Origin of the sequence: Hydrogenovibrio crunogenus (assembly GCF_004786015.1) — a bacterium.
Classification (GTDB): Bacteria; Pseudomonadota; Gammaproteobacteria; order Thiomicrospirales; family Thiomicrospiraceae; genus Hydrogenovibrio; species Hydrogenovibrio crunogenus.
The window spans coordinates 305,806-322,984 of record NZ_CP032096.1 but is presented as its reverse complement, the minus strand read 5'-3'; the positions used below and the strand labels follow the sequence as shown (position 1 = coordinate 322,984).

Below are 17,179 nucleotides of genomic sequence, written 5' to 3'. Positions count from 1 at the left end.
CTCTATTCATCATCCGTATGGTCAATTAAGTCTTCAACCACCACTATCTTAGGTTTAGGATAATAGTTAAATTCCGACGCAGACGCAATGGTATAGGCGCCCATTTGTTTCGCAATCAAAATATCACCCACCGCTAATTCCGGCAGTTCAATGTCTTCATCCACCACATCGACACTGTCACAGGTCGGCCCAGCCAACACACTCGGATAAAAATCGCCTGTCGGATCAACCGGTTTTAAAGGGGCAATCGGATACTTAGCATGATCATACATTTGACCACTCAACGCCCCATAAACGCCATCGTCCAGATAATACCAAGTTCGAGCACCACGTTTCGCTTTCCCCACCACTCGAATGACTTCAATCATCGAAGGCGCTGAAATGAATCGACCCGGTTCCGCAAACACCTTCACGGAAGCTGGCAATTCAGCTAACGCTTCCATAATTGGCGCACAAAAATCTTCGATCGGCATGACCGGACCTTGATAGGACACCGGAAAACTGCCTCCAATATCGAGCCATTTCCAATGAACATGGGACATTTCTTTCATGGCCGAAATCGAAGCCTGCACCGCGTTCACTTGGGCAAAAGGCGACAAGGATTGCGATCCCACGTGGAAAGACAAGCCCGACACGGTTAAGCCATTTTCCATCGCTAAATTAACCAGGCCTGGCAATTCTTCCAAGGCCGACCCAAACTTACGGGATAAATCGACAATGGCATCCTGGCTGCGGAAACTGACCCGTATCATCAATTCCACTTCATCTTTATACGGAATAAACTTCAGCACTTCATCCGGGTTGTCCACCACAAACCGGGTGCACCCGAAATCCAACGCATGACGAATTTCACGGTCTTTTTTAATCGGGTGAGTGTGAATACATTGATGCCCTTCAATGCCCAACCCTTTAACCAAGTCAACTTCTCCTGACGTGGCCAAATCAAAACTGCCTCCCAGTTTTTTCAACCGACGAATCACGGCAGGGTGTGCGAGTGATTTAATGGCATAAAATAACTCAACCCCAGGCAACGCTTTTTGCAAAGCACTGTACTGGTATTCCACTTCTTGCAAATCCAAAACCAGAAAAGGCGTTTCATGCTGTGTCAGCAAGTCCCTTAAGGTTGAGCGGTCAAACTGCTCAAGTTCATCCGGGTGCGTCTGTTCTGCAAAATGTTGGACGAGTTCTGCTGTATTCAATTTATGTTATTCTCCAAAAGGCCGAATCAGCCTGTAAATTAATGTATTGCTTATGCTTGTATTGCTTGTTGTAAGTATTTGGGCAGTGCAAAGGCCCCAATATGTAATTCCGGCGTATAAAAACGCGTTTCAATCGCCGCGGCGTCATAACGTGACCGAATGACGTCAACGGACTGTTGCTTTAAACTCAGATCATTCGTTGCCCAGGCAAACGTCATAATCCCACCCACGTATGTGGGGACAGCGGCCGAATAAAAACTCGACTCGTTGAATAACGGTGACAAACGCTTAAACGTCGTGGTGACTTCATCCGCCTGCATAAAACTGACCCCGTTTTGCGCCACGAACAACCCGCCATCGTTCAAACATGACTGAATGCCTTGGTAAAAGCGAGAGGTGAATAACACTTCTCCTGGGCCAATCGGGTCGGTTGAATCGGAAATAATTACATCAAATTTTTCCGTGCAGTCAGTCACAAAATCCACCCCATCAGCGATCACTACGTTAGCCTTCGAGTGTTCAAAAGCACCCGCTGAATGCTTAGGCAGGTATTGCTTACACATGTCAATGACTTGCTGATCAATCTCAACCTGAGTCACTGTGTCGACAGTTGGATGTTTCAACACTTCACGCAAAATCCCCCCGTCACCGCCGCCGATAATCAACACTTTCTTAGCGTTGCCATGCGCGAACATTGGGACATGCGTCATCATTTCGTGATAAATGAACTCATCTTTTTCCGTGGTCTGAATCACGCCATCTAAAGCCATCACCGTCCCCCACTGATCATTTTTGAAAATGATCAAATGCTGATGCCCGGTATCGACTTCAAACAGCACCTCACTCATCACAAACTGCTGTCCCCAGGTTGGATAAAGCGTTTCTAAATACGTATTGGTTGTTTTAGCTTTGGTTGTCATCAGTGACTTCCCCGCGCAGAATATTGTCCACCCCGACTTTACTCGGCGTGAAAGCGGCTTCTAACACTTCAATGGCCTTGGCCGGTTCCGAATCACCGCACATAAACACGTCAAACGCCGCATAGTTTCGCTCAGGCCAGCTATGTACACTGATATGGGATTCAGCCAGAACGGCGACTCCTGAAATACCCCCATTGGGTGTAAAGTGATGTAAGTGAATGTGCAACAATGTCGCCTTCGCTTTTTCAACCGCTTCACGCAACGCTTTTTCCATTAAAGCAAGGTCATCTAAATGAGACGCCCCCCAAAAATCTGCAATTAAATGCGTGCCTGCAAAGGTTTTACCGTCTCGGCAAATAAAATGATCTAAAGTTTGATCCTCAATCGCCTGGTCATGTGTTGGCCAGGTGTCATCAATCACGGTGGTTTTTTCAATCACTTCAAAGTGGTCGTTACCCGTGACCAGGACGTTTTCTGAATTTGGCATGTAAGGAGTACCTTATAAAACACCCGCAAAAAAGAAATGTATACGGATGAATGATTAATATTAGTTCACAAACAAAGGCGTAGTTTGATGAACCCCAACCACGTATGCCTAAGTGACATCACGTGAGGTATAACCATTTTTCTTTTGGAAAAAAGGAGAGCGTATTATTCCCCTTTTTTAATTCATTGCAAGTAATTTTTTCACTCTATTTAAAGATTTTTCAAACCGTCTTAATTTCTTTAAAAAGTCACTAAGAATCAATTGGTTAAAATAGTGATACTACAATCATTTTTTGAAAGAAGCTCGTTCATTACAATGGAATTATTTTGGTTTGCATTTCAGGATTGGACAATGCCGTTGAGAAGAAAGAAGGGTTGAATTTGAGCGCATTTCAGCCACTGTTGCTTGCAGATTAAGATCATTCGGAGACAACTTTAAACCACATTGTGCTGCTTTAAACGCTGCTTTATGACATCCTTCCGCTTGTAATACATAAGCATAGTTATTCCACATCTCTGCGGATTTAGAAAATTCCGACATGATAGAACTAAAAACCTCTAATGCTTTCGCCGTTTGCCCTTGCTGATAATACAAGTTGGTTAATGCCAACCAAGCATTTTTTTGCTCAGGCCAAGTGCGCGTTGCGGTCAAATAGGCTTTTTCAGCAGCCCTAAACTGTTGCACACTCTCTAAATCATAAGCCGCTTTTAACCAAGCCGGATACTCCGCCGTGGTCGGTAAGTGGGATGGATCAGTAATAACCAAGCCCCAATAATTTGAACGAAGCCAAGTTTGTTCAAAATTTGACAATGAGGTTTGCCAGCGACGGGTCGTGCCTGAACGTAAAATCATGGTTGAGCTAGCGAGATCATACCCAACCACCACCGAAAAATGCCATACCGGATAGCTTTCAAGCCCCAAATTTTGCAACACCAATACTGGGTTACCTGCTTCGACTTCTTTTAGCAATGCATCCATACTAGGATTGATGACATAGGCCACTTGCCCATATTGTCGAGCAGCCGCCATAACTTCTAGCTGAAAGCTCCCCTGCCGTTCGGGCACATAGATGGAAGGCGTTAAGGTATCGGGAGAAACCTTTATTTTCTGATAATTAAGAACTGTTGCCAGTGCCGCCGGACCACATTGATATTTTTCCTGAGGAAAAAACGGGACATCGGTCAACTCAACCGTTGGTTTGACAGGCATTGAAGAACGCTCATATAACGCCTTGGTTTGCGGAGCGGTTGCGCACCCGGATAATAATAAAAAGGATAAAAGCAAAACACCCGGCAAAAGCCGGGTGTCTATATTGAAGGATAAGTTCATTTTACGCTAGTATTTAATCAACGGAGTGAACAAATGGGAAGACATCTGTCGCACCGATAACATCCGTTATAATAAAGACAAGAAAAATTAATACCACTACACCCAAAATATCACCACCGGCAGGAACCTGTTCCATCTGATGGTTCAATTGAGCCACCTCTGCATCCGTTAAAGCGGCCACACGCTGTTGGACTTCTTCTGGCGAAACCCCCATCTCAAGAAACTGAGATTGAATGTCTTCACGCTGCATCATGGCGTTTAACTTAGCACGCTCTGATATCATGGAAGATTCTTGAACCAGTTGCTGCGTATTTAACATTGCTGCCTGTACAGGAAGTGTAATCACACTTAATAACGACAGTAACACACTCATTGCGATTGTCTTTCTCATTTTTCAGCTCCTTTTTATACTACGCAATTTTAAGATTATCACGTAAAACGAAACGAAGTCAATCAACTTACAACTCTGCTCAAACGTTTAGTCAGATTACAAATTGAATAATTCTGCCAATTTTTCACCTGGGTTATCGGCTCGCATAAAGGCTTCACCCACTAAGAAGCTGTTCACTTTATGTTGGCGCATTTTCGCAACGTCTTCCGCACCCAGGATGCCACTTTCGGTAATCACGATACGATCATCTTCAATCATATCCAACATACGAATAGTGGTTTCCAATGACACATCAAATGTATGTAAATCACGATTATTGATACCAATCATCGGTAATGGCAATCTTAAAGCGCGCTCCATTTCTTCTTCGTTATGCACTTCGACCAAAACATCCATTCCTAATTGTAAGGCAGTTTCCGTAAGTTCATATAGTTGCGCATCACCAATGGCGGCGGCAATCAATAAAATACAGTCCGCACCAATCACTCGCGCTTCATACACTTGATAATCATCCACGATAAAATCTTTACGAATAATGGGTAAATCCACCGCGTCATGAACCTGTTTCAAGTATTCATTCGAGCCTTGAAAAAAATCTTGATCTGTCAGTACCGACAAACAAGCCGCGCCATGCGCTTCATAACTCTTGGCAATCTCAACCGGATCAAAGGGGTCGCGTAAAACGCCCTTGCTCGGAGAAGCTTTTTTGATTTCAGCAATCACCGCTGACTGCCCAGCATCCAACTTAGCTTGCATGGCATCGGCAAATCCTCGCGTGGGAGAAGTTGTCATCATCAACGCCTTTTGTTTCATTTCTCTCAGTGAAATGCGATCGCAGCCGGCTTGAATTTCTTCCAATTTACGGAAAATGATTTTCTTTAAAATATCTGGTGTTTGGTTCATGTTCTTATTCTCAATTCAATCAATGACTGACATTAGTGTGTAAAAAACTGCCAGGCCTGGCAGTTTTAATGAGTGATACGCTTATGCGAAACTTTGCGTTTTTTCGATAAACTGATTAAACAATGCTCTGGCTTGACCATTGGCAATCACGTTTTTAGCCATTTGTACGCCTTCGGCATAAGAGCTTGCCACGCCTGATACGTAAATGGATGCGCCGGCATTCAAACAAACAATATCCGCTGCTGCACTGTGATCGTTCGCCAAAACCGCATGAATGATATTCAAACTGTCTTGGGCTGAATCAATTTTCAATTCACTTAAATCGGGATGGTCAGCATCGTACTCAGATGGATCAAGTGTCCACTGAGTAATAACGCCATCTTTCAGTTCCGCTACTTCCGTTAAGCTGGCAATACTGATTTCATCCAATCCATCCTGTGCATGCACAATCATGACATGCTTTGACCCTAATTCCCTTAACACCTGTGCAAATGGCATTAGCAGGTTAGAATCATAGACACCCAACACTTGGGCTGGCGCTTGAGCCGGATTCGTTAATGGACCAAGAATATTGAAAAGCGTTCGAACGCCAATTTCTTTACGCACGCCAATGACATGTTTCATCGCACTATGGTGCGCTGGCGCATACATAAAACCGACCCCGATTGTCTCAACACACTCGGCTACTTGTTCTGGGCTCAGATTTAAATTCACTCCGGCTTTTTCTAATAAATCGGCACTGCCTGATTGACTGGAAACCGATCGACTGCCATGTTTGGCGACTTTTGCGCCGGCTGCTGCTGCGACGAAAGCTGACGCTGTCGAGATATTAAAGGTATTGGCGCCATCCCCACCTGTTCCGCAGGTATCGACCATATGAGTTTTATCAGCCAAAGTCACTTGAGTCGCTAAAGAACGCATCACCGATGCTGCAGCCGTAATTTCTTCAACCGTTTCACCTTTCGCTCTTAATGCAACGAGAATGGCAGCAATCTGTGCAGGAGTCGCTTGACCAGACATCAACATCTGCATCACCCATTCCATTTGCTCGGCTGTTAAGTCCTGTTTATTTAAAAGCTGTTCCAGCGCATCTCGTAATTGCATAAGCGATCCTAGTATCAAATTATGGTCGTTGATCTTTCTGTTCTAAAAAATTCTTTAACATCGCATGACCTTGTTCGGTCAAAATCGATTCGGGATGAAATTGAACCCCTTCAATTGGCAAAGAGACATGGCGCACTCCCATGATCTCGTCAACCCCGCCTTGTTTGCATTGTGTCCAAGCCGTTACTTCCAAACAGTCGGGTAATGTTTCCTGCTCTAGCACCAAAGAATGGTAACGCGTTGTTTCGACCGGGTTCTGCAATCCTCTGAACACGCCCATATCATGATGATAAACAGGAGACGTTTTTCCATGCATCACTTCTTTGGCTCGGATCACGTTGGCACCAAATGCTTGCCCTATGCTTTGATGCCCCAAACACACGCCTAAAATCGGAATTTTACCGGCAAAGTGTTGGATTGCGGCAATTGAAATACCTGCTTCATTCGGTGTACATGGACCGGGGGAGATAACCAGGTAATCCGGTTTCATTTTTTCGATGGCTTCAATCGTAATTTGGTCGTTACGATACACTTCCACTTCCTGACCTAACTCACCGAAATATTGCACCAAGTTATAGGTAAAAGAATCGTAATTATCAATCATCAGTAACATAACTTTTTATCCTTTTCCTATTAACGATGTCCAGCATCTGGGTTATCGGTTTTGAGGCCTTTGGTCACAAATTCAGCGGCTTTAAAAATCGCGCGCCCTTTATTCATGGTTTCATCCCATTCTGACTGTGGTACCGAATCCGCCACGACTCCGGCACCGGCTTGCACAAACAGGCGCCCATCTTTTATCACCGCGGTTCGAATGGCAATGGCAGTATCCATATTGCCATGCCAACCCAGATAACCGACCGCGCCTGCATACACCCCTCGTTTAACCGGCTCTAATTCATCGATAATTTCCATCGCTCGAATTTTCGGCGCACCAGAAACTGTGCCCGCCGGGAAGGTAGCTCGCAGCACATCAATCGACGACATGCCTGGTTTGGCTTGACCATTGACGTTTGACACAATATGCATCACATGAGAATAACGCTCAACAATCATTTTTTCAGTTAACTCAACCGAACCGACATTGGCAATACGACCGACATCATTCCGGCCAAGATCAATCAACATCAAGTGCTCTGCCAATTCTTTCGGGTCGGACAACAAATCCTCTTCCAAAGCCTGATCTTTTTCCGGTGTCAAACCTCGCCGACGTGTACCGGCAATCGGGCGGACTGTAACGGTATTGTCTTCCAAACGAACCAGAATTTCAGGCGAGGAACCGACAATCTGTAAGTCACCCAAATCTAAAAAGAACATATACGGTGACGGGTTCAAATATCGGAGTGCACGATAGAGATCAATCGGTGCCGCATCAAAATCTACCGACATTTGCTGAGAGATCACGACCTGCATTGCGTCTCCCGCTAAAATATATTCTTTAATTTTAGCAACGGCTTGCTTAAAGGCTTCCTCTCCAAAACTGGAAACAAAGTCCTGTTCGGTTAAAATCGTCTCTTTCGGTAAATCATTCGGAACCGACATCGGTTGCTGAATCAACTCAGCGATTTCAGCCACGCGTGCTTCGGCTTTTGAATAGGCATTTTTCTGACTTAAGTCAGCATGTACGATGACATGAACCTGTCCACTCAGGTTGTCAAATACAACAATTTCTTCAGACACTAACAGCTGAATATCCGGAGCTTGAATATCATCTTTTTCCGGCTCTGATGCCTGTAGACGACTCTCGACATATCGAATGGTGTCATAACCAAAATAGCCCACCAGCCCACCAGTAAACGCCGGCAGACCTGGCTGATGGAAGACTTTAAAGCGAGACTGAAAAGCTTCGATCCATGCTAGTGGATCTTCAGAGACTTGTTGTTCTACAACCTTTTCGCCGTCCAACACCGTGATTTGCTGACCTTTAATCACCAAGCGTTTCGAGCAAGGTAAGCCGATAATGGAGTAACGCCCCCATTTATCCCCGCCTTGTACGGATTCAAACAAATAGCTTTGGGGCTGATTCGCCACCTTATGATAAACACTCAATGGCGTATCATAGTCAGACAAAATAGTCCGCATCACCGGCGCGGTTTTATACCCCTGATCAAATAAGGCGGTAAAATGTGTATCATTCATTTTTTTCCCCTTCCGCCGTTGATGCTAGAGCGGTCTTGCGCTCAAATCTTTTAAGCTGAATCGTTTGGTAGAGACCTGAAAAAGAACACCAGAAAGGCTTCGCCAGCACTGTCAAAAAGGCTTTTAAAAACGATTTCATTTCAGGTCACTCTCCTTGCTTAATGATTATTTAGCCGCTAAGTAATTTGGCAATTCCATAAAAGAATCCATAACGGCATCCGGTTCATAGTTTCGAATATCTTCACCATGATTATACCCATAAGTCATGCAGAAAATATGGAAGCCAGCCGCACGAGCTGCTTTCACATCAGACTTTGAATCACCGATCATCAAAGCATTTTCCGGTGATACCCCTAATAATTCCGCAGCATGCAGCAAAGGCATAGGATGTGGTTTTTTCTCTTCACAGGTATCGCCGGAAACCACGACTTCAAAAGAATCGTAAAGTCCTTTGTCTTTCAGAAGCGGAATGGTAAAAGCGGCGGCTTTGTTCGTCACACAGGCCACACGGTAGCCTTGTGCTTTCATCCACTCAATTCCCTCAACGACGCCCTCATAAACACAACTGCGTTTAGAAGTATTTTCTTTATAAAGCTCAAGGTAAATAGGGTATGCCTTCTCCATCAACGCTTGATCCGGCATACCATCGACAGAGTTAATCAACGCTCTTTCAACAAGACGCTGAACACCATTTCCTACCCAATTGCGCACCGCTGCTTCGCCCCGGACAGGCATATCAAGCTGCTTCATCATTTCGTCAACGCAATAAGCCAAATCCGGCACACTGTCAATTAAGGTTCCATCTAGGTCAATCAAGATGAACCCAGGTTTTATTTTTTCTTGCGACATAGTTTTTCCAATGTATTAATCAGGTTATCCAACCCATTCTTTTACTTTTATTAGAACGACAAAACGCCAGCGTTGACTGGCGTTTATTGAATCATTCAGCGCTTTAGCTCAAAAGGATTAAGCCTTAGCAAGCTCATCGCGCATTTGCTGGATAACCGTATCATAACGGTTTGCATCACTTGCATTTGCCTTACCGAAGATACCTGAACCAGAAACAAACGTATCACAACCGGCTGCAGCAACTTCTGCGATATTTTCAACTTTAACACCGCCATCAATTTCCAAGCGAATATCACGACCAGACTCATCAATCATCTTACGTGCCGCTTTTAGCTTTTCCAACGCTTGAGGAATAAAGGCTTGGCCACCAAACCCAGGGTTAACAGACATGATTAGAATCATGTCAATCTTATCCATCACGTGCTCAAGGTAACTTAGAGACGTTCCTGGGTTAAAGACCAAACCAGCTTGACAGCCTTCTGCTTTAATTAACTGTAACGAACGATCAATATGCTCAGATGCTTCTGGATGGAACGTAATGATGTCCGCACCGGCAGATGCAAAGTCACCAATCAAACGATCGACTGGCTTCACCATCAAATGCACATCAATCGGTGCTTTCACGTCTTCTTTAACCATGAAGTTCTTCAAAGACTCACAGACCAATGGCCCGATGGTCAGGTTAGGAACATAATGATTATCCATTACATCGAAGTGAACCACGTCTGCGCCAGCAGCGATGACATCTTTGACATCGGTTCCAAGTTGAGCGAAATCAGCTGATAGAATTGACGGCGCAATCCAGTTTTCTTTCTTAGCCATTTTTAGAATCCTTTTTAAGAAACAAATTAAATTGCAGGCATTTTACCAGACTCCTTGTTTTTTTAAAAAGAAAACATCATTTTAGCTCATTGTCTGCAGTGGGCTTTTCAAGGTACTATCAAAAATCTGATTTTCCAGGAAGGACAAAGTTTATAAAACTCTCTCCTAAACGGTTTATTTTAAGATAAAATTCGTGCGTAAGCGCCCGTTTCAATGAAATGGGATAAGCACTAAAGTTTCTACTTTTAGTTTGTCTGTTAAAGTAAAAAGAGGTTTCGGCATGGACCAGTACCCTGCAGTAAGAGGAATCAAACGAAGTATTCGCATGAGTGAGATCGTTGGTCTCATCATTATTGCCATCGCCACCGTCATTGCGGGGATCCAAGAAGTCTGGGTCATGATAGAGAATATGAGAGTCACACTGGGTGACTTACTTTTGCTTTTTCTTTACCTTGAAGTGCTAGCGATGGTCGCGATCTACATGGACTCAGGGAAACTGCCCATACGATTTCCGATGTACATCGCCATTATTGCCCTCGCCCGTTATCTGATACTGGACATGAAAAATCTCACCGAATGGGAGATGATTGCGGTGGCTACCACCATGCTGATGATTGCCGCAGCGGTCATTATTTTACGATATGGACATTTGAAACTGCCCTACTCCGACAGAAAACAGCTTGAAGACAACCTAAAGAAATAACTGGAAGAGATTGTATGCAACCACTTTTCGAATCAAATTTAACCAGCTTGCCTTTGATCAACAAAGGGAAAGTACGCGATTTATATGACATTGATGAGAATCACTTACTCATTGTCACCACTGATCGAATTTCCGCATTTGATGTGGTGTTGCCAACGCCTATTCCAGGAAAAGGGCGTATTCTGACGGAAACCGCACAGTTCTGGATGAAAAAAGCCAGCCACATTCTGCCAAACCAATTAGCAGATGACATGCAACTTGCCGATGTGCTGACACCAGATGAACTTCTTCAATTGGATGGTCGAGGCATGATTGTGCGCAAACTGAAGCCTCTACCAGTTGAAGCCATTGTGCGCGGTTATTTAGTCGGTTCGGGCTGGAAAGAATACAAAAAGACACAAACGGTCTGTGGCATCGACCTGCCTAAGGGGCTCAAAAAAGCGCAGCAACTCCCTGAACCACTGTTTACCCCGTCAACAAAAGCGGAAATAGGAGATCATGATGAAAACATCTCCTTTGAAGAAGTGGTTAAATTAATTGGCGAAGAAAAAGCACAAAAGGTGAAGGAATACAGCTTAGCACTTTACAAAATGGCGGCTGAGTTTGCCGCTGAACGCGGCATTATTATCGCTGATACCAAATTTGAATTCGGTGAAGATGAACACGGTGTCATCCACTTAATTGATGAAGCCCTAACACCTGATAGTTCTCGCTTCTGGCCAGCAAAAACCTACCAAGTCGGCAAAAACCCAGACAGTTTTGACAAACAATATATTCGTGATTATTTAGAATCGTTGGACTGGGACAAAACTGCTCCAGGCCCTGAGCTACCTGAAGAGGTTGTGGACATGACTTTCCAGAAATATCAAGAAGCGCAAGCACGTTTAATGGAAAATCCGTAATGCCTTTCTCGAGTTTTCTTCATTATTTCAAAACCACCCAACCCGGTGGTTTTTTTATAACCGGAACAGATACCGATATTGGTAAAACATTTGTCAGTTGTACCATTGCGCAGTATTTGCTGAAAAAACAACCAGGCCTGGTCATTTCTCCACGCAAACCGATTGCATCTGGCGCATTAAGGGATCAAAACGGAGAACTGTATTCTGAAGATGCTGTCCAGCTTCACCAAGCCTGCGAAAGTCAGGAATCTCTCCAGACAGTCTGCCCTTACCTTCTTGAGCCTGCTATTTCACCAGCCAGAGCGATTGCGCAAGCCAAACAAACCATCACCATTCATGATCTTGCCTTAGCGAGCGAAGTTCCTCAACAAACCGTAGCATTTGTTGAAGGCGCGGGAGGTATTTACTCTCCTCTAGCATCAGACGGTCTCAATATTGACCTTGCAAAGCAACTTGGCTATCCGGTCATTCTAGTCGTTGGCAACCGATTAGGGTGCTTAAACCATGCTTTGCTTAGCATCAATGCGATTGAAAATGCCGGGTTAGAAATTGCTCACATTTTTGTAAATAACTTATCTGATCAAAGCGATCTTGAAAACGTTACAGACCTAGAGTCGCTCACCTCACACCCTGTCAGCTTAGTTCCATATCAAGCTCAAACCAGCTAACCCCTACTTACCAGCGACCGGTATTTTTTAAAACCGCTTTATTGGGGGCCGTTTTTTGCATCATAACCCCTCCCCAGCTTGGAAAGCTTTGCGGGGTTTTCGACGTCAAGACTAGATTATTCTGAAAACGGTGATTCGCCGTCACAAGACTGGTTCCTGTCAATTGCCAGCCCTTGCCTGTTCCATTTAAGCGCAATGTCATCGCCTCACTGTTTAGTTCTGGCGTGACTTTCAACAAGGGTAAATGAATCCCCATCAGATCGAAATCGACTAACACCATTTGCCCTTTAAGATGATTTGGCCAAGCCTCGCCACGACTTAAGCTCGCCTGAGCAAGCGCAGATGATACGTCTTTAAGAACCACATCGCCTTCCGCCGCCTGCAATATGGAAGCAGATTTAAATAGGTTGGAAAGATAAGACAAACTGAAAGTTCCGTTCATATTCTTCACGGCGACCTCGGTTGTGTCCGCCGATACCTGTGCTTCAAGATGTGCTTTCGGTGCACTGAGCTTCAGGTTAAGCACTAAGGATCCGGTTACCAGACCAACCGGATGCCACTGCCATTCAACTGTCCCTACCGGCCTATGCTGCCAAGATATTTTTGCCTTGCCTTGCCACCAAAGACCATCGACTTCTGACATCGTCATTGGTTTAGGTAAGCTTTGTTTAACCCAACTATGCTGAGCCACCCAGCTGGCAGGGAAGTGCCAAATAAGCGACAAAAGCGTCACACTTAAAAATAAAACAATGACTCCAGTCCAGCGCTTCATTTAGGTACCTCAAAAATTACTTTTGCCGTCACAATTCCCGGCTGCAAAGGCTTTAGGTCCGCCGAAAAAGCAATGAGTCCTTGCTGTTCTTGTTGAGATAACCAACGAAATAACCGTGGCGCGTTCACTTCTTTAAAGTCAACCACGACTTTTTGCCCTTGTGTTTCAATATGTTCGATTTTTTGAAAGAGATTCATTTCCCGCAGCTGAGTCTGAATGAATTGCATTAACGCTTCTGTGGTTTTCAATGTAGACGCAGGTAAGACCGGCGCTCGCTGGGCAACTTTAGGTAATTGTTCATTGAGCCATTCCCACTTTTGCTGGCTTAGCGCCAGTTTTTGCTGTGCTTGCTGCTTGACATGCTCACTTGGTAGCCAAATTAAAAAATACAAGATGGCACACAATAAAACTCCGCCCAATACCACAATAGCTCGTTGATCCCGTTGAGAAAACCCTTTCCATACCTGCAAGATTGTCTGTTTAAGGTTATCGAATTCCATCAATTACCATCTCCGCTTGAACTTGGTTGGGTTGCATACTGTTAATTTTAAGTGTCAACACGACTTTATTTTTTAGCGCCTCTGATAACGCTTGCAAGGAATTGTTATCGGGTGAATCCAAAGACAAACTCAATCGTTGGTTTTGCCATTCAAAGGCCTTTATTTCAACTTTTGGAACTTGTTTAAAAGCCGATTCGACAAGCTTCGCTAATTGTGCAGGTCCAACCTTTTCAGATTCAGACGGTTGCTTAGCAAGAGCGGTTTTCGCTTGGGCTGTCAGGTTAACAATTCGCTTAACTTCTGGAAACATTTGCTTAAACAAGCGCTCAGTTGCTTCGGTGAGCTGTTGCTTTTCGATGGTTTTCTGGTGTGCCTCCATCCAGTTCTGAGCCACTAACAACAGCAGCAACAAACCAAAAACAGCAATGACTTTGCCCCAATTTTTGACCCAAGTCGTCGATTTTGAAAATGGTTGATAGTGACCTTGGCGCAAACCAAGAGATTTAAGAGACTCCAACACCGGAAAGGCAGGAGACGCTTTTTGCCACGTTATGTTTTTAAAGGAAACCAATGTAAGCCAGTCAAGCGGAATCGCCATCCCCGTCCACTGACCTGTTCGAGCCAAACGGTGCGTTTCTGTTTCAATATAGTAAACGGTAGACGACTCATTCTGCTTTTCGGGAAAAGGGCATTGAAAACAATCTGGAACCAACTGAGCACTTGCCAAGCCTTCTGAAACTAACGTCTCCGTCCATTGACTCATCCGTTCATTCGACACAATCGCAACCTGTATTAAGCCAGCATTGTCCCCCGTCTGTTCACGGTGCAACACCGCAATAAAAACCTCCTCGATGGGTTGGCTAATTTCTTCCTCCAACGCATAAGGCAAAGCTTTCATCCAATCTGATTTGCGCTTTCCAGGAACAACTACCTGAGTTAAAAGTACCTGTTGAGTTGGCACCCATACCACATCAGTCAAACTGTCCTTTTCCCGGTTCGACACCCTCAATTTGCCAGACACATCAAACCAGGCACCCGCCTTTTTCGCTTGTAAGTTCTGCCGAGTCAACTCCGGTTGCATTGCTTTTTTATCCATTATTTGTCATACCAAACCATCTTTGAATTAAGACGACATTATTTTCATTTTCTCTATAGAGAAGCGTATCCACTTGCTGTTGGACAACTCCATAGTTGAACCGCCCTTCTAATAAGAAAAAGTGCGTCGCCACGCTCACCACGTCATCCTGGATGACAGTTGCAATTTCTTTGGTGTCCAACCCCGTCTGTTGTGCTAAAAAACGTCTAAACTCTGCCACGGAAGTAGCAGGGTCAGTCTTTCTCTGTTCAATCCAGGCCTGGGAAACCTGATCGTTCATCCAATCTGCCAAAGCACTTAAAACCAGCTTGGGCGCTGTATTAATATTAATTGTCGTCACTTTAGGCAAGGCAGCAACATAAGGTTCAAGTACCTGCATTACCGGTGGCGAAAACCCTTTGAGCAGCGCCAGTTCTTTTAACTGAATTAAGTTTTGGTTCCCCGCCCGATAAGACGGATTTTTCAGTAAATAAAAATCCGATTCGGCACCATCTAAACGGGCTACATTATCACTATCGACCCAATCACTTATCACTGATTCTAACTGAGAATCAAGTTTCAAGTGCAACAGTAATCGTTGAGCTATTTGCTGCCAAATTTTAACCCCTTCTTTATCAGGATCAGCTAAATTGTTGAGGTTAAAATGTCCTTGCAGGTCAATTAATCGCCCTGACACTTCTCCCCCCGCAAACGGAATAGGGGGCATTGGGGCAGCCCATTTCTCTTGCAAATGATCGGTCCTGTTTAGACTTGCATCCAACTTCAGACCTTTTTTCACCCAAATTTCCATCCCGTTTGCGACAGCCAAGGATTGCGCTTGATTCAGCCGGCTTTCGGTGCGCTTAATATCCAATGCTTGCTGGTAAACAAGTTGCGATGCAATCATCGCCACAATCGCCACCACAAGCAACACCGTAATCAAGGCAAACCCGGATTGCTGCTTGTTGCCCGACGTCAACGATCCACTCCAACAATCAGTCGCCTAATCATCCCCACCCCTTCATAGTCCAATCGAATTTCTACCAGACCTGGCTGTTTTTTCATGGGTGTTTCATCAATTTCAGCTTTTGGCCAGAAACGTTGCCATTGCCTATTTTGGTCTTGTTGACGCACCTCAAAATGATTGACCCCTTCTAATAACACCCATTTCTGGGGTTGTGTATCTGGAGCGCGATCCAAGACAGGCCAAACCAACCGATACAAAGTCTGTCCTTCTAATACATATCCCACTCGAACCAAGCCGCTTTCACCATAGGGAGAAGGGTATGTAGCGATACGAGTGAGCTCAACTTGGTTCTCACCTGCCAGATAGCTGGGTAACTTCGAGCCTAACGCATCCAGAACAGGTCGGGGCACCATTTGCGAGAAATCCTGCTCCATCCACCATATCGCGCGCTGTAATGCACTGAAGCGTTCATTTTTCAAATCTGACGTTGATTTGACCTGAGTGACTTCATGAATTGCCTGATAAGACAGTAATGCCAAAACGGCTGCAATTGCCATCGCAACCAGCAATTCAATCAGTGTAAAACCGGCTTGGCGCTTTATCAATGTGTTTGAATCACTCATGACCTAACACCGACCAAAGTGTGGCACTGGGGTGTTTTTCCCCCTTTAAAAACACTTGCAGCTTCGCTTTTTGGATATCCGGTACAAGTGTCGACTCTAAGCTCAATTTGGTTTGCCACTGTCGATTCGCCATAAGCACATCAGATGTTTTCCCAATTTTACTGCCGGTTTCTTGCGCCTGTTGAATTTCAATCATTCGATTTTGTGCAACCCACGTAGCAACCACACGGTTTTCAATCGATCCTTGTTGATATACCGCTTGCCCTAAAGCCATACTCAAAGCTGCTAAGGCAATGGCGACAATCAACAAGGCGACCATCACCTCAATCAGAGTAAATCCTTTGACTTTTTGAAAAGTGTTTTTAGTTAACAATGGCATTTTCTTGTGTCACGGTAAACTTTAGCAAAGGCGTCCAGCTCATTTTAGTCTTCTGCTGTCCTAACTGAAACGTCACACTCCCTGGTAAAATTTCTCCGGTAGGCCAACATAACCAACCTGGACCCGGTAATTCTGCTTGAGCACTCGGTCTCTCTGCTACTTGCCAATCAACGGACATACCGGGTAACCAAACCAAAGGCTTGACAGAAGAGACGATTTGCCACTTTCCTTGTTGTAAAAAATATAAACGACTTCCTTTTTTTGAGGGCACTAAGGCCTGAATTTTTTGTGTAAAAATCGCCTCATCACAGGCTTGTTGTAATGCGCCTTTGAACTCCAACGTCTGTTGGTTCAGCTTCACCGAATCATTCGGTGTAAAAGTCAAAGTAGCAATCGAGACAAGCACTGCCAAAATGACGACCACGACCATTAATTCAATCAAGGTAA

22 protein-coding genes are annotated in these 17,179 nt (G+C 44.6%); 3 read left to right on the top strand and 19 right to left on the bottom strand.

The genetic code is table 11. The annotated features are described in order from the left end of the window. Positions 1 to 2 precede the first annotated feature (2 nt). From GHNINEIG_RS01395 to rpe, 12 genes are all read right to left on the bottom strand, one after another. Positions 3 to 1,199 (bottom strand): type III PLP-dependent enzyme, encoded by a 1,197-nt coding sequence (locus GHNINEIG_RS01395; RefSeq protein WP_135795002.1) that lies wholly within the window; start codon positions 1,197 to 1,199, stop codon positions 3 to 5. A gap of 50 nt (positions 1,200 to 1,249) precedes the next feature. Next, positions 1,250 to 2,119, bottom strand: coding sequence for a polyamine aminopropyltransferase (gene speE, locus GHNINEIG_RS01390; RefSeq protein ID WP_135795001.1), 870 nt, complete (start codon positions 2,117 to 2,119; stop codon positions 1,250 to 1,252). Then, positions 2,103 to 2,606, bottom strand: a complete 504-nt coding sequence (speD, locus tag GHNINEIG_RS01385) for an adenosylmethionine decarboxylase (protein WP_011369694.1) — start codon at positions 2,604 to 2,606, stop codon at positions 2,103 to 2,105. The genes speE and speD overlap by 17 nt, the downstream gene beginning before the upstream one ends. Positions 2,607 to 2,927: 321 nt before the next feature. Continuing rightward, positions 2,928 to 3,935, bottom strand: a complete 1,008-nt coding sequence (locus GHNINEIG_RS01380) for a PA2778 family cysteine peptidase (protein ID WP_135795000.1) — start codon at positions 3,933 to 3,935, stop codon at positions 2,928 to 2,930. A 13-nt stretch (positions 3,936 to 3,948) separates the two neighbouring features. Further along, positions 3,949 to 4,326, bottom strand: a complete 378-nt coding sequence (locus tag GHNINEIG_RS01375) for a DUF6627 family protein (RefSeq protein WP_135794999.1) — start codon at positions 4,324 to 4,326, stop codon at positions 3,949 to 3,951. Positions 4,327 to 4,422: 96 nt separating this feature from the next. After that, entirely contained in the window at positions 4,423 to 5,229 is an 807-nt protein-coding gene (trpC, locus tag GHNINEIG_RS01370; protein ID WP_135794998.1) for an indole-3-glycerol phosphate synthase TrpC, read from the bottom strand. Between the two features lie 81 nt (positions 5,230 to 5,310). Beyond that, entirely contained in the window at positions 5,311 to 6,333 is a 1,023-nt protein-coding gene (gene trpD / locus GHNINEIG_RS01365; RefSeq protein WP_135794997.1) for an anthranilate phosphoribosyltransferase, read from the bottom strand. Between the two features lie 19 nt (positions 6,334 to 6,352). Beyond that, positions 6,353 to 6,946, bottom strand: a complete 594-nt coding sequence (locus GHNINEIG_RS01360) for an anthranilate synthase component II (RefSeq protein ID WP_135794996.1) — start codon at positions 6,944 to 6,946, stop codon at positions 6,353 to 6,355. A gap of 20 nt (positions 6,947 to 6,966) precedes the next feature. Next, positions 6,967 to 8,472 (bottom strand): anthranilate synthase component I, encoded by a 1,506-nt coding sequence (gene trpE / locus GHNINEIG_RS01355; protein ID WP_135794995.1) that lies wholly within the window; start codon positions 8,470 to 8,472, stop codon positions 6,967 to 6,969. Beyond that, complete coding sequence (locus tag GHNINEIG_RS11650; RefSeq protein ID WP_189636905.1) at positions 8,465 to 8,611, bottom strand: hypothetical protein; 147 nt, start codon at positions 8,609 to 8,611, stop codon at positions 8,465 to 8,467. The genes trpE and GHNINEIG_RS11650 overlap by 8 nt, the downstream gene beginning before the upstream one ends. A 26-nt stretch (positions 8,612 to 8,637) precedes the next feature. Continuing rightward, positions 8,638 to 9,321 carry a phosphoglycolate phosphatase gene (locus GHNINEIG_RS01350; RefSeq protein WP_135794994.1) on the bottom strand — a complete coding sequence of 228 codons (684 nt, stop codon included), beginning with the start codon at positions 9,319 to 9,321 and terminating at the stop codon, positions 8,638 to 8,640. Between the two features lie 117 nt (positions 9,322 to 9,438). After that, positions 9,439 to 10,143, bottom strand: a complete 705-nt coding sequence (gene rpe, locus GHNINEIG_RS01345) for a ribulose-phosphate 3-epimerase (RefSeq protein ID WP_135794993.1) — start codon at positions 10,141 to 10,143, stop codon at positions 9,439 to 9,441. Positions 10,144 to 10,423: 280 nt separating this feature from the next. Here rpe and GHNINEIG_RS01340 point away from each other — a divergent pair, with 280 nt between their 5' ends. The 3 genes from GHNINEIG_RS01340 to bioD are packed head-to-tail and all read left to right on the top strand — an operon-like array spanning position 10,424 to position 12,416. Further along, positions 10,424 to 10,846, top strand: a complete 423-nt coding sequence (locus GHNINEIG_RS01340; protein ID WP_135794992.1) for a phosphate-starvation-inducible PsiE family protein — start codon at positions 10,424 to 10,426, stop codon at positions 10,844 to 10,846. Positions 10,847 to 10,860: 14 nt separating this feature from the next. Continuing rightward, complete coding sequence (locus tag GHNINEIG_RS01335; protein ID WP_135794991.1) at positions 10,861 to 11,748, top strand: phosphoribosylaminoimidazolesuccinocarboxamide synthase; 888 nt, start codon at positions 10,861 to 10,863, stop codon at positions 11,746 to 11,748. Continuing rightward, the gene (gene bioD / locus GHNINEIG_RS01330) at positions 11,748 to 12,416 is read left to right on the top strand and encodes a dethiobiotin synthase (protein WP_135794990.1); all 669 of its coding nucleotides are present in this window, start codon (positions 11,748 to 11,750) and stop codon (positions 12,414 to 12,416) included. Before GHNINEIG_RS01335 ends, bioD begins: the two co-directional genes overlap by 1 nt. Positions 12,417 to 12,423: 7 nt before the next feature. On the opposite strand, the gene gspN is transcribed toward bioD, so the two are convergent. From gspN to GHNINEIG_RS01295, 7 genes are read right to left on the bottom strand one after another with little or no spacing between them, the layout of a single operon-like run. Next, complete coding sequence (gspN, locus tag GHNINEIG_RS01325; RefSeq protein WP_135794989.1) at positions 12,424 to 13,188, bottom strand: type II secretion system protein N; 765 nt, start codon at positions 13,186 to 13,188, stop codon at positions 12,424 to 12,426. Next, on the bottom strand, positions 13,185 to 13,688 hold the full coding sequence (locus GHNINEIG_RS01320) for a type II secretion system protein M (RefSeq protein WP_135794988.1): 504 nt from the start codon (positions 13,686 to 13,688) through the stop codon (positions 13,185 to 13,187). Before GHNINEIG_RS01320 ends, gspN begins: the two co-directional genes overlap by 4 nt. After that, positions 13,675 to 14,784 (bottom strand): type II secretion system protein GspL, encoded by a 1,110-nt coding sequence (gene gspL, locus GHNINEIG_RS01315; protein ID WP_135794987.1) that lies wholly within the window; start codon positions 14,782 to 14,784, stop codon positions 13,675 to 13,677. Before gspL ends, GHNINEIG_RS01320 begins: the two co-directional genes overlap by 14 nt. Further along, positions 14,777 to 15,742 carry a type II secretion system minor pseudopilin GspK gene (gspK, locus tag GHNINEIG_RS01310; RefSeq protein ID WP_135794986.1) on the bottom strand — a complete coding sequence of 322 codons (966 nt, stop codon included), beginning with the start codon at positions 15,740 to 15,742 and terminating at the stop codon, positions 14,777 to 14,779. Before gspK ends, gspL begins: the two co-directional genes overlap by 8 nt. Continuing rightward, positions 15,739 to 16,353, bottom strand: coding sequence for a type II secretion system minor pseudopilin GspJ (gspJ, locus tag GHNINEIG_RS01305; RefSeq protein WP_135794985.1), 615 nt, complete (start codon positions 16,351 to 16,353; stop codon positions 15,739 to 15,741). Before gspJ ends, gspK begins: the two co-directional genes overlap by 4 nt. Next, a complete protein-coding gene (gene gspI / locus GHNINEIG_RS01300; protein WP_135794984.1) occupies positions 16,346 to 16,732 on the bottom strand; it encodes a type II secretion system minor pseudopilin GspI in 387 nt (128 codons plus the stop codon). Before gspI ends, gspJ begins: the two co-directional genes overlap by 8 nt. Further along, the gene (locus tag GHNINEIG_RS01295; RefSeq protein WP_135794983.1) at positions 16,716 to 17,174 is read right to left on the bottom strand and encodes a hypothetical protein; all 459 of its coding nucleotides are present in this window, start codon (positions 17,172 to 17,174) and stop codon (positions 16,716 to 16,718) included. Before GHNINEIG_RS01295 ends, gspI begins: the two co-directional genes overlap by 17 nt. Positions 17,175 to 17,179: the final 5 nt, after the last annotated feature.

Coding starts and splice junctions, on each gene's coding strand:
- speE (WP_135795001.1), bottom strand. CDS start 2,119: ATGACAACCAAAGCTAAAACAACCAATACGTATTTAGAAACGCTTTAT.
- speD (WP_011369694.1), bottom strand. CDS start 2,606: ATGCCAAATTCAGAAAACGTCCTGGTCACGGGTAACGACCACTTTGAA.
- GHNINEIG_RS01380 (WP_135795000.1), bottom strand. CDS start 3,935: ATGAACTTATCCTTCAATATAGACACCCGGCTTTTGCCGGGTGTTTTG.
- GHNINEIG_RS01375 (WP_135794999.1), bottom strand. CDS start 4,326: ATGAGAAAGACAATCGCAATGAGTGTGTTACTGTCGTTATTAAGTGTG.
- trpC (WP_135794998.1), bottom strand. CDS start 5,229: ATGAACCAAACACCAGATATTTTAAAGAAAATCATTTTCCGTAAATTG.
- trpD (WP_135794997.1), bottom strand. CDS start 6,333: ATGCAATTACGAGATGCGCTGGAACAGCTTTTAAATAAACAGGACTTA.
- GHNINEIG_RS01360 (WP_135794996.1), bottom strand. CDS start 6,946: ATGTTACTGATGATTGATAATTACGATTCTTTTACCTATAACTTGGTG.
- trpE (WP_135794995.1), bottom strand. CDS start 8,472: ATGAATGATACACATTTTACCGCCTTATTTGATCAGGGGTATAAAACC.
- GHNINEIG_RS11650 (WP_189636905.1), bottom strand. CDS start 8,611: ATGAAATCGTTTTTAAAAGCCTTTTTGACAGTGCTGGCGAAGCCTTTC.
- GHNINEIG_RS01350 (WP_135794994.1), bottom strand. CDS start 9,321: ATGTCGCAAGAAAAAATAAAACCTGGGTTCATCTTGATTGACCTAGAT.
- rpe (WP_135794993.1), bottom strand. CDS start 10,143: ATGGCTAAGAAAGAAAACTGGATTGCGCCGTCAATTCTATCAGCTGAT.
- GHNINEIG_RS01340 (WP_135794992.1), top strand. CDS start 10,424: ATGGACCAGTACCCTGCAGTAAGAGGAATCAAACGAAGTATTCGCATG.
- GHNINEIG_RS01335 (WP_135794991.1), top strand. CDS start 10,861: ATGCAACCACTTTTCGAATCAAATTTAACCAGCTTGCCTTTGATCAAC.
- bioD (WP_135794990.1), top strand. CDS start 11,748: ATGCCTTTCTCGAGTTTTCTTCATTATTTCAAAACCACCCAACCCGGT.
- gspN (WP_135794989.1), bottom strand. CDS start 13,188: ATGAAGCGCTGGACTGGAGTCATTGTTTTATTTTTAAGTGTGACGCTT.
- GHNINEIG_RS01320 (WP_135794988.1), bottom strand. CDS start 13,688: ATGGAATTCGATAACCTTAAACAGACAATCTTGCAGGTATGGAAAGGG.
- gspL (WP_135794987.1), bottom strand. CDS start 14,784: ATGGATAAAAAAGCAATGCAACCGGAGTTGACTCGGCAGAACTTACAA.
- gspJ (WP_135794985.1), bottom strand. CDS start 16,353: ATGAGTGATTCAAACACATTGATAAAGCGCCAAGCCGGTTTTACACTG.
- gspI (WP_135794984.1), bottom strand. CDS start 16,732: ATGCCATTGTTAACTAAAAACACTTTTCAAAAAGTCAAAGGATTTACT.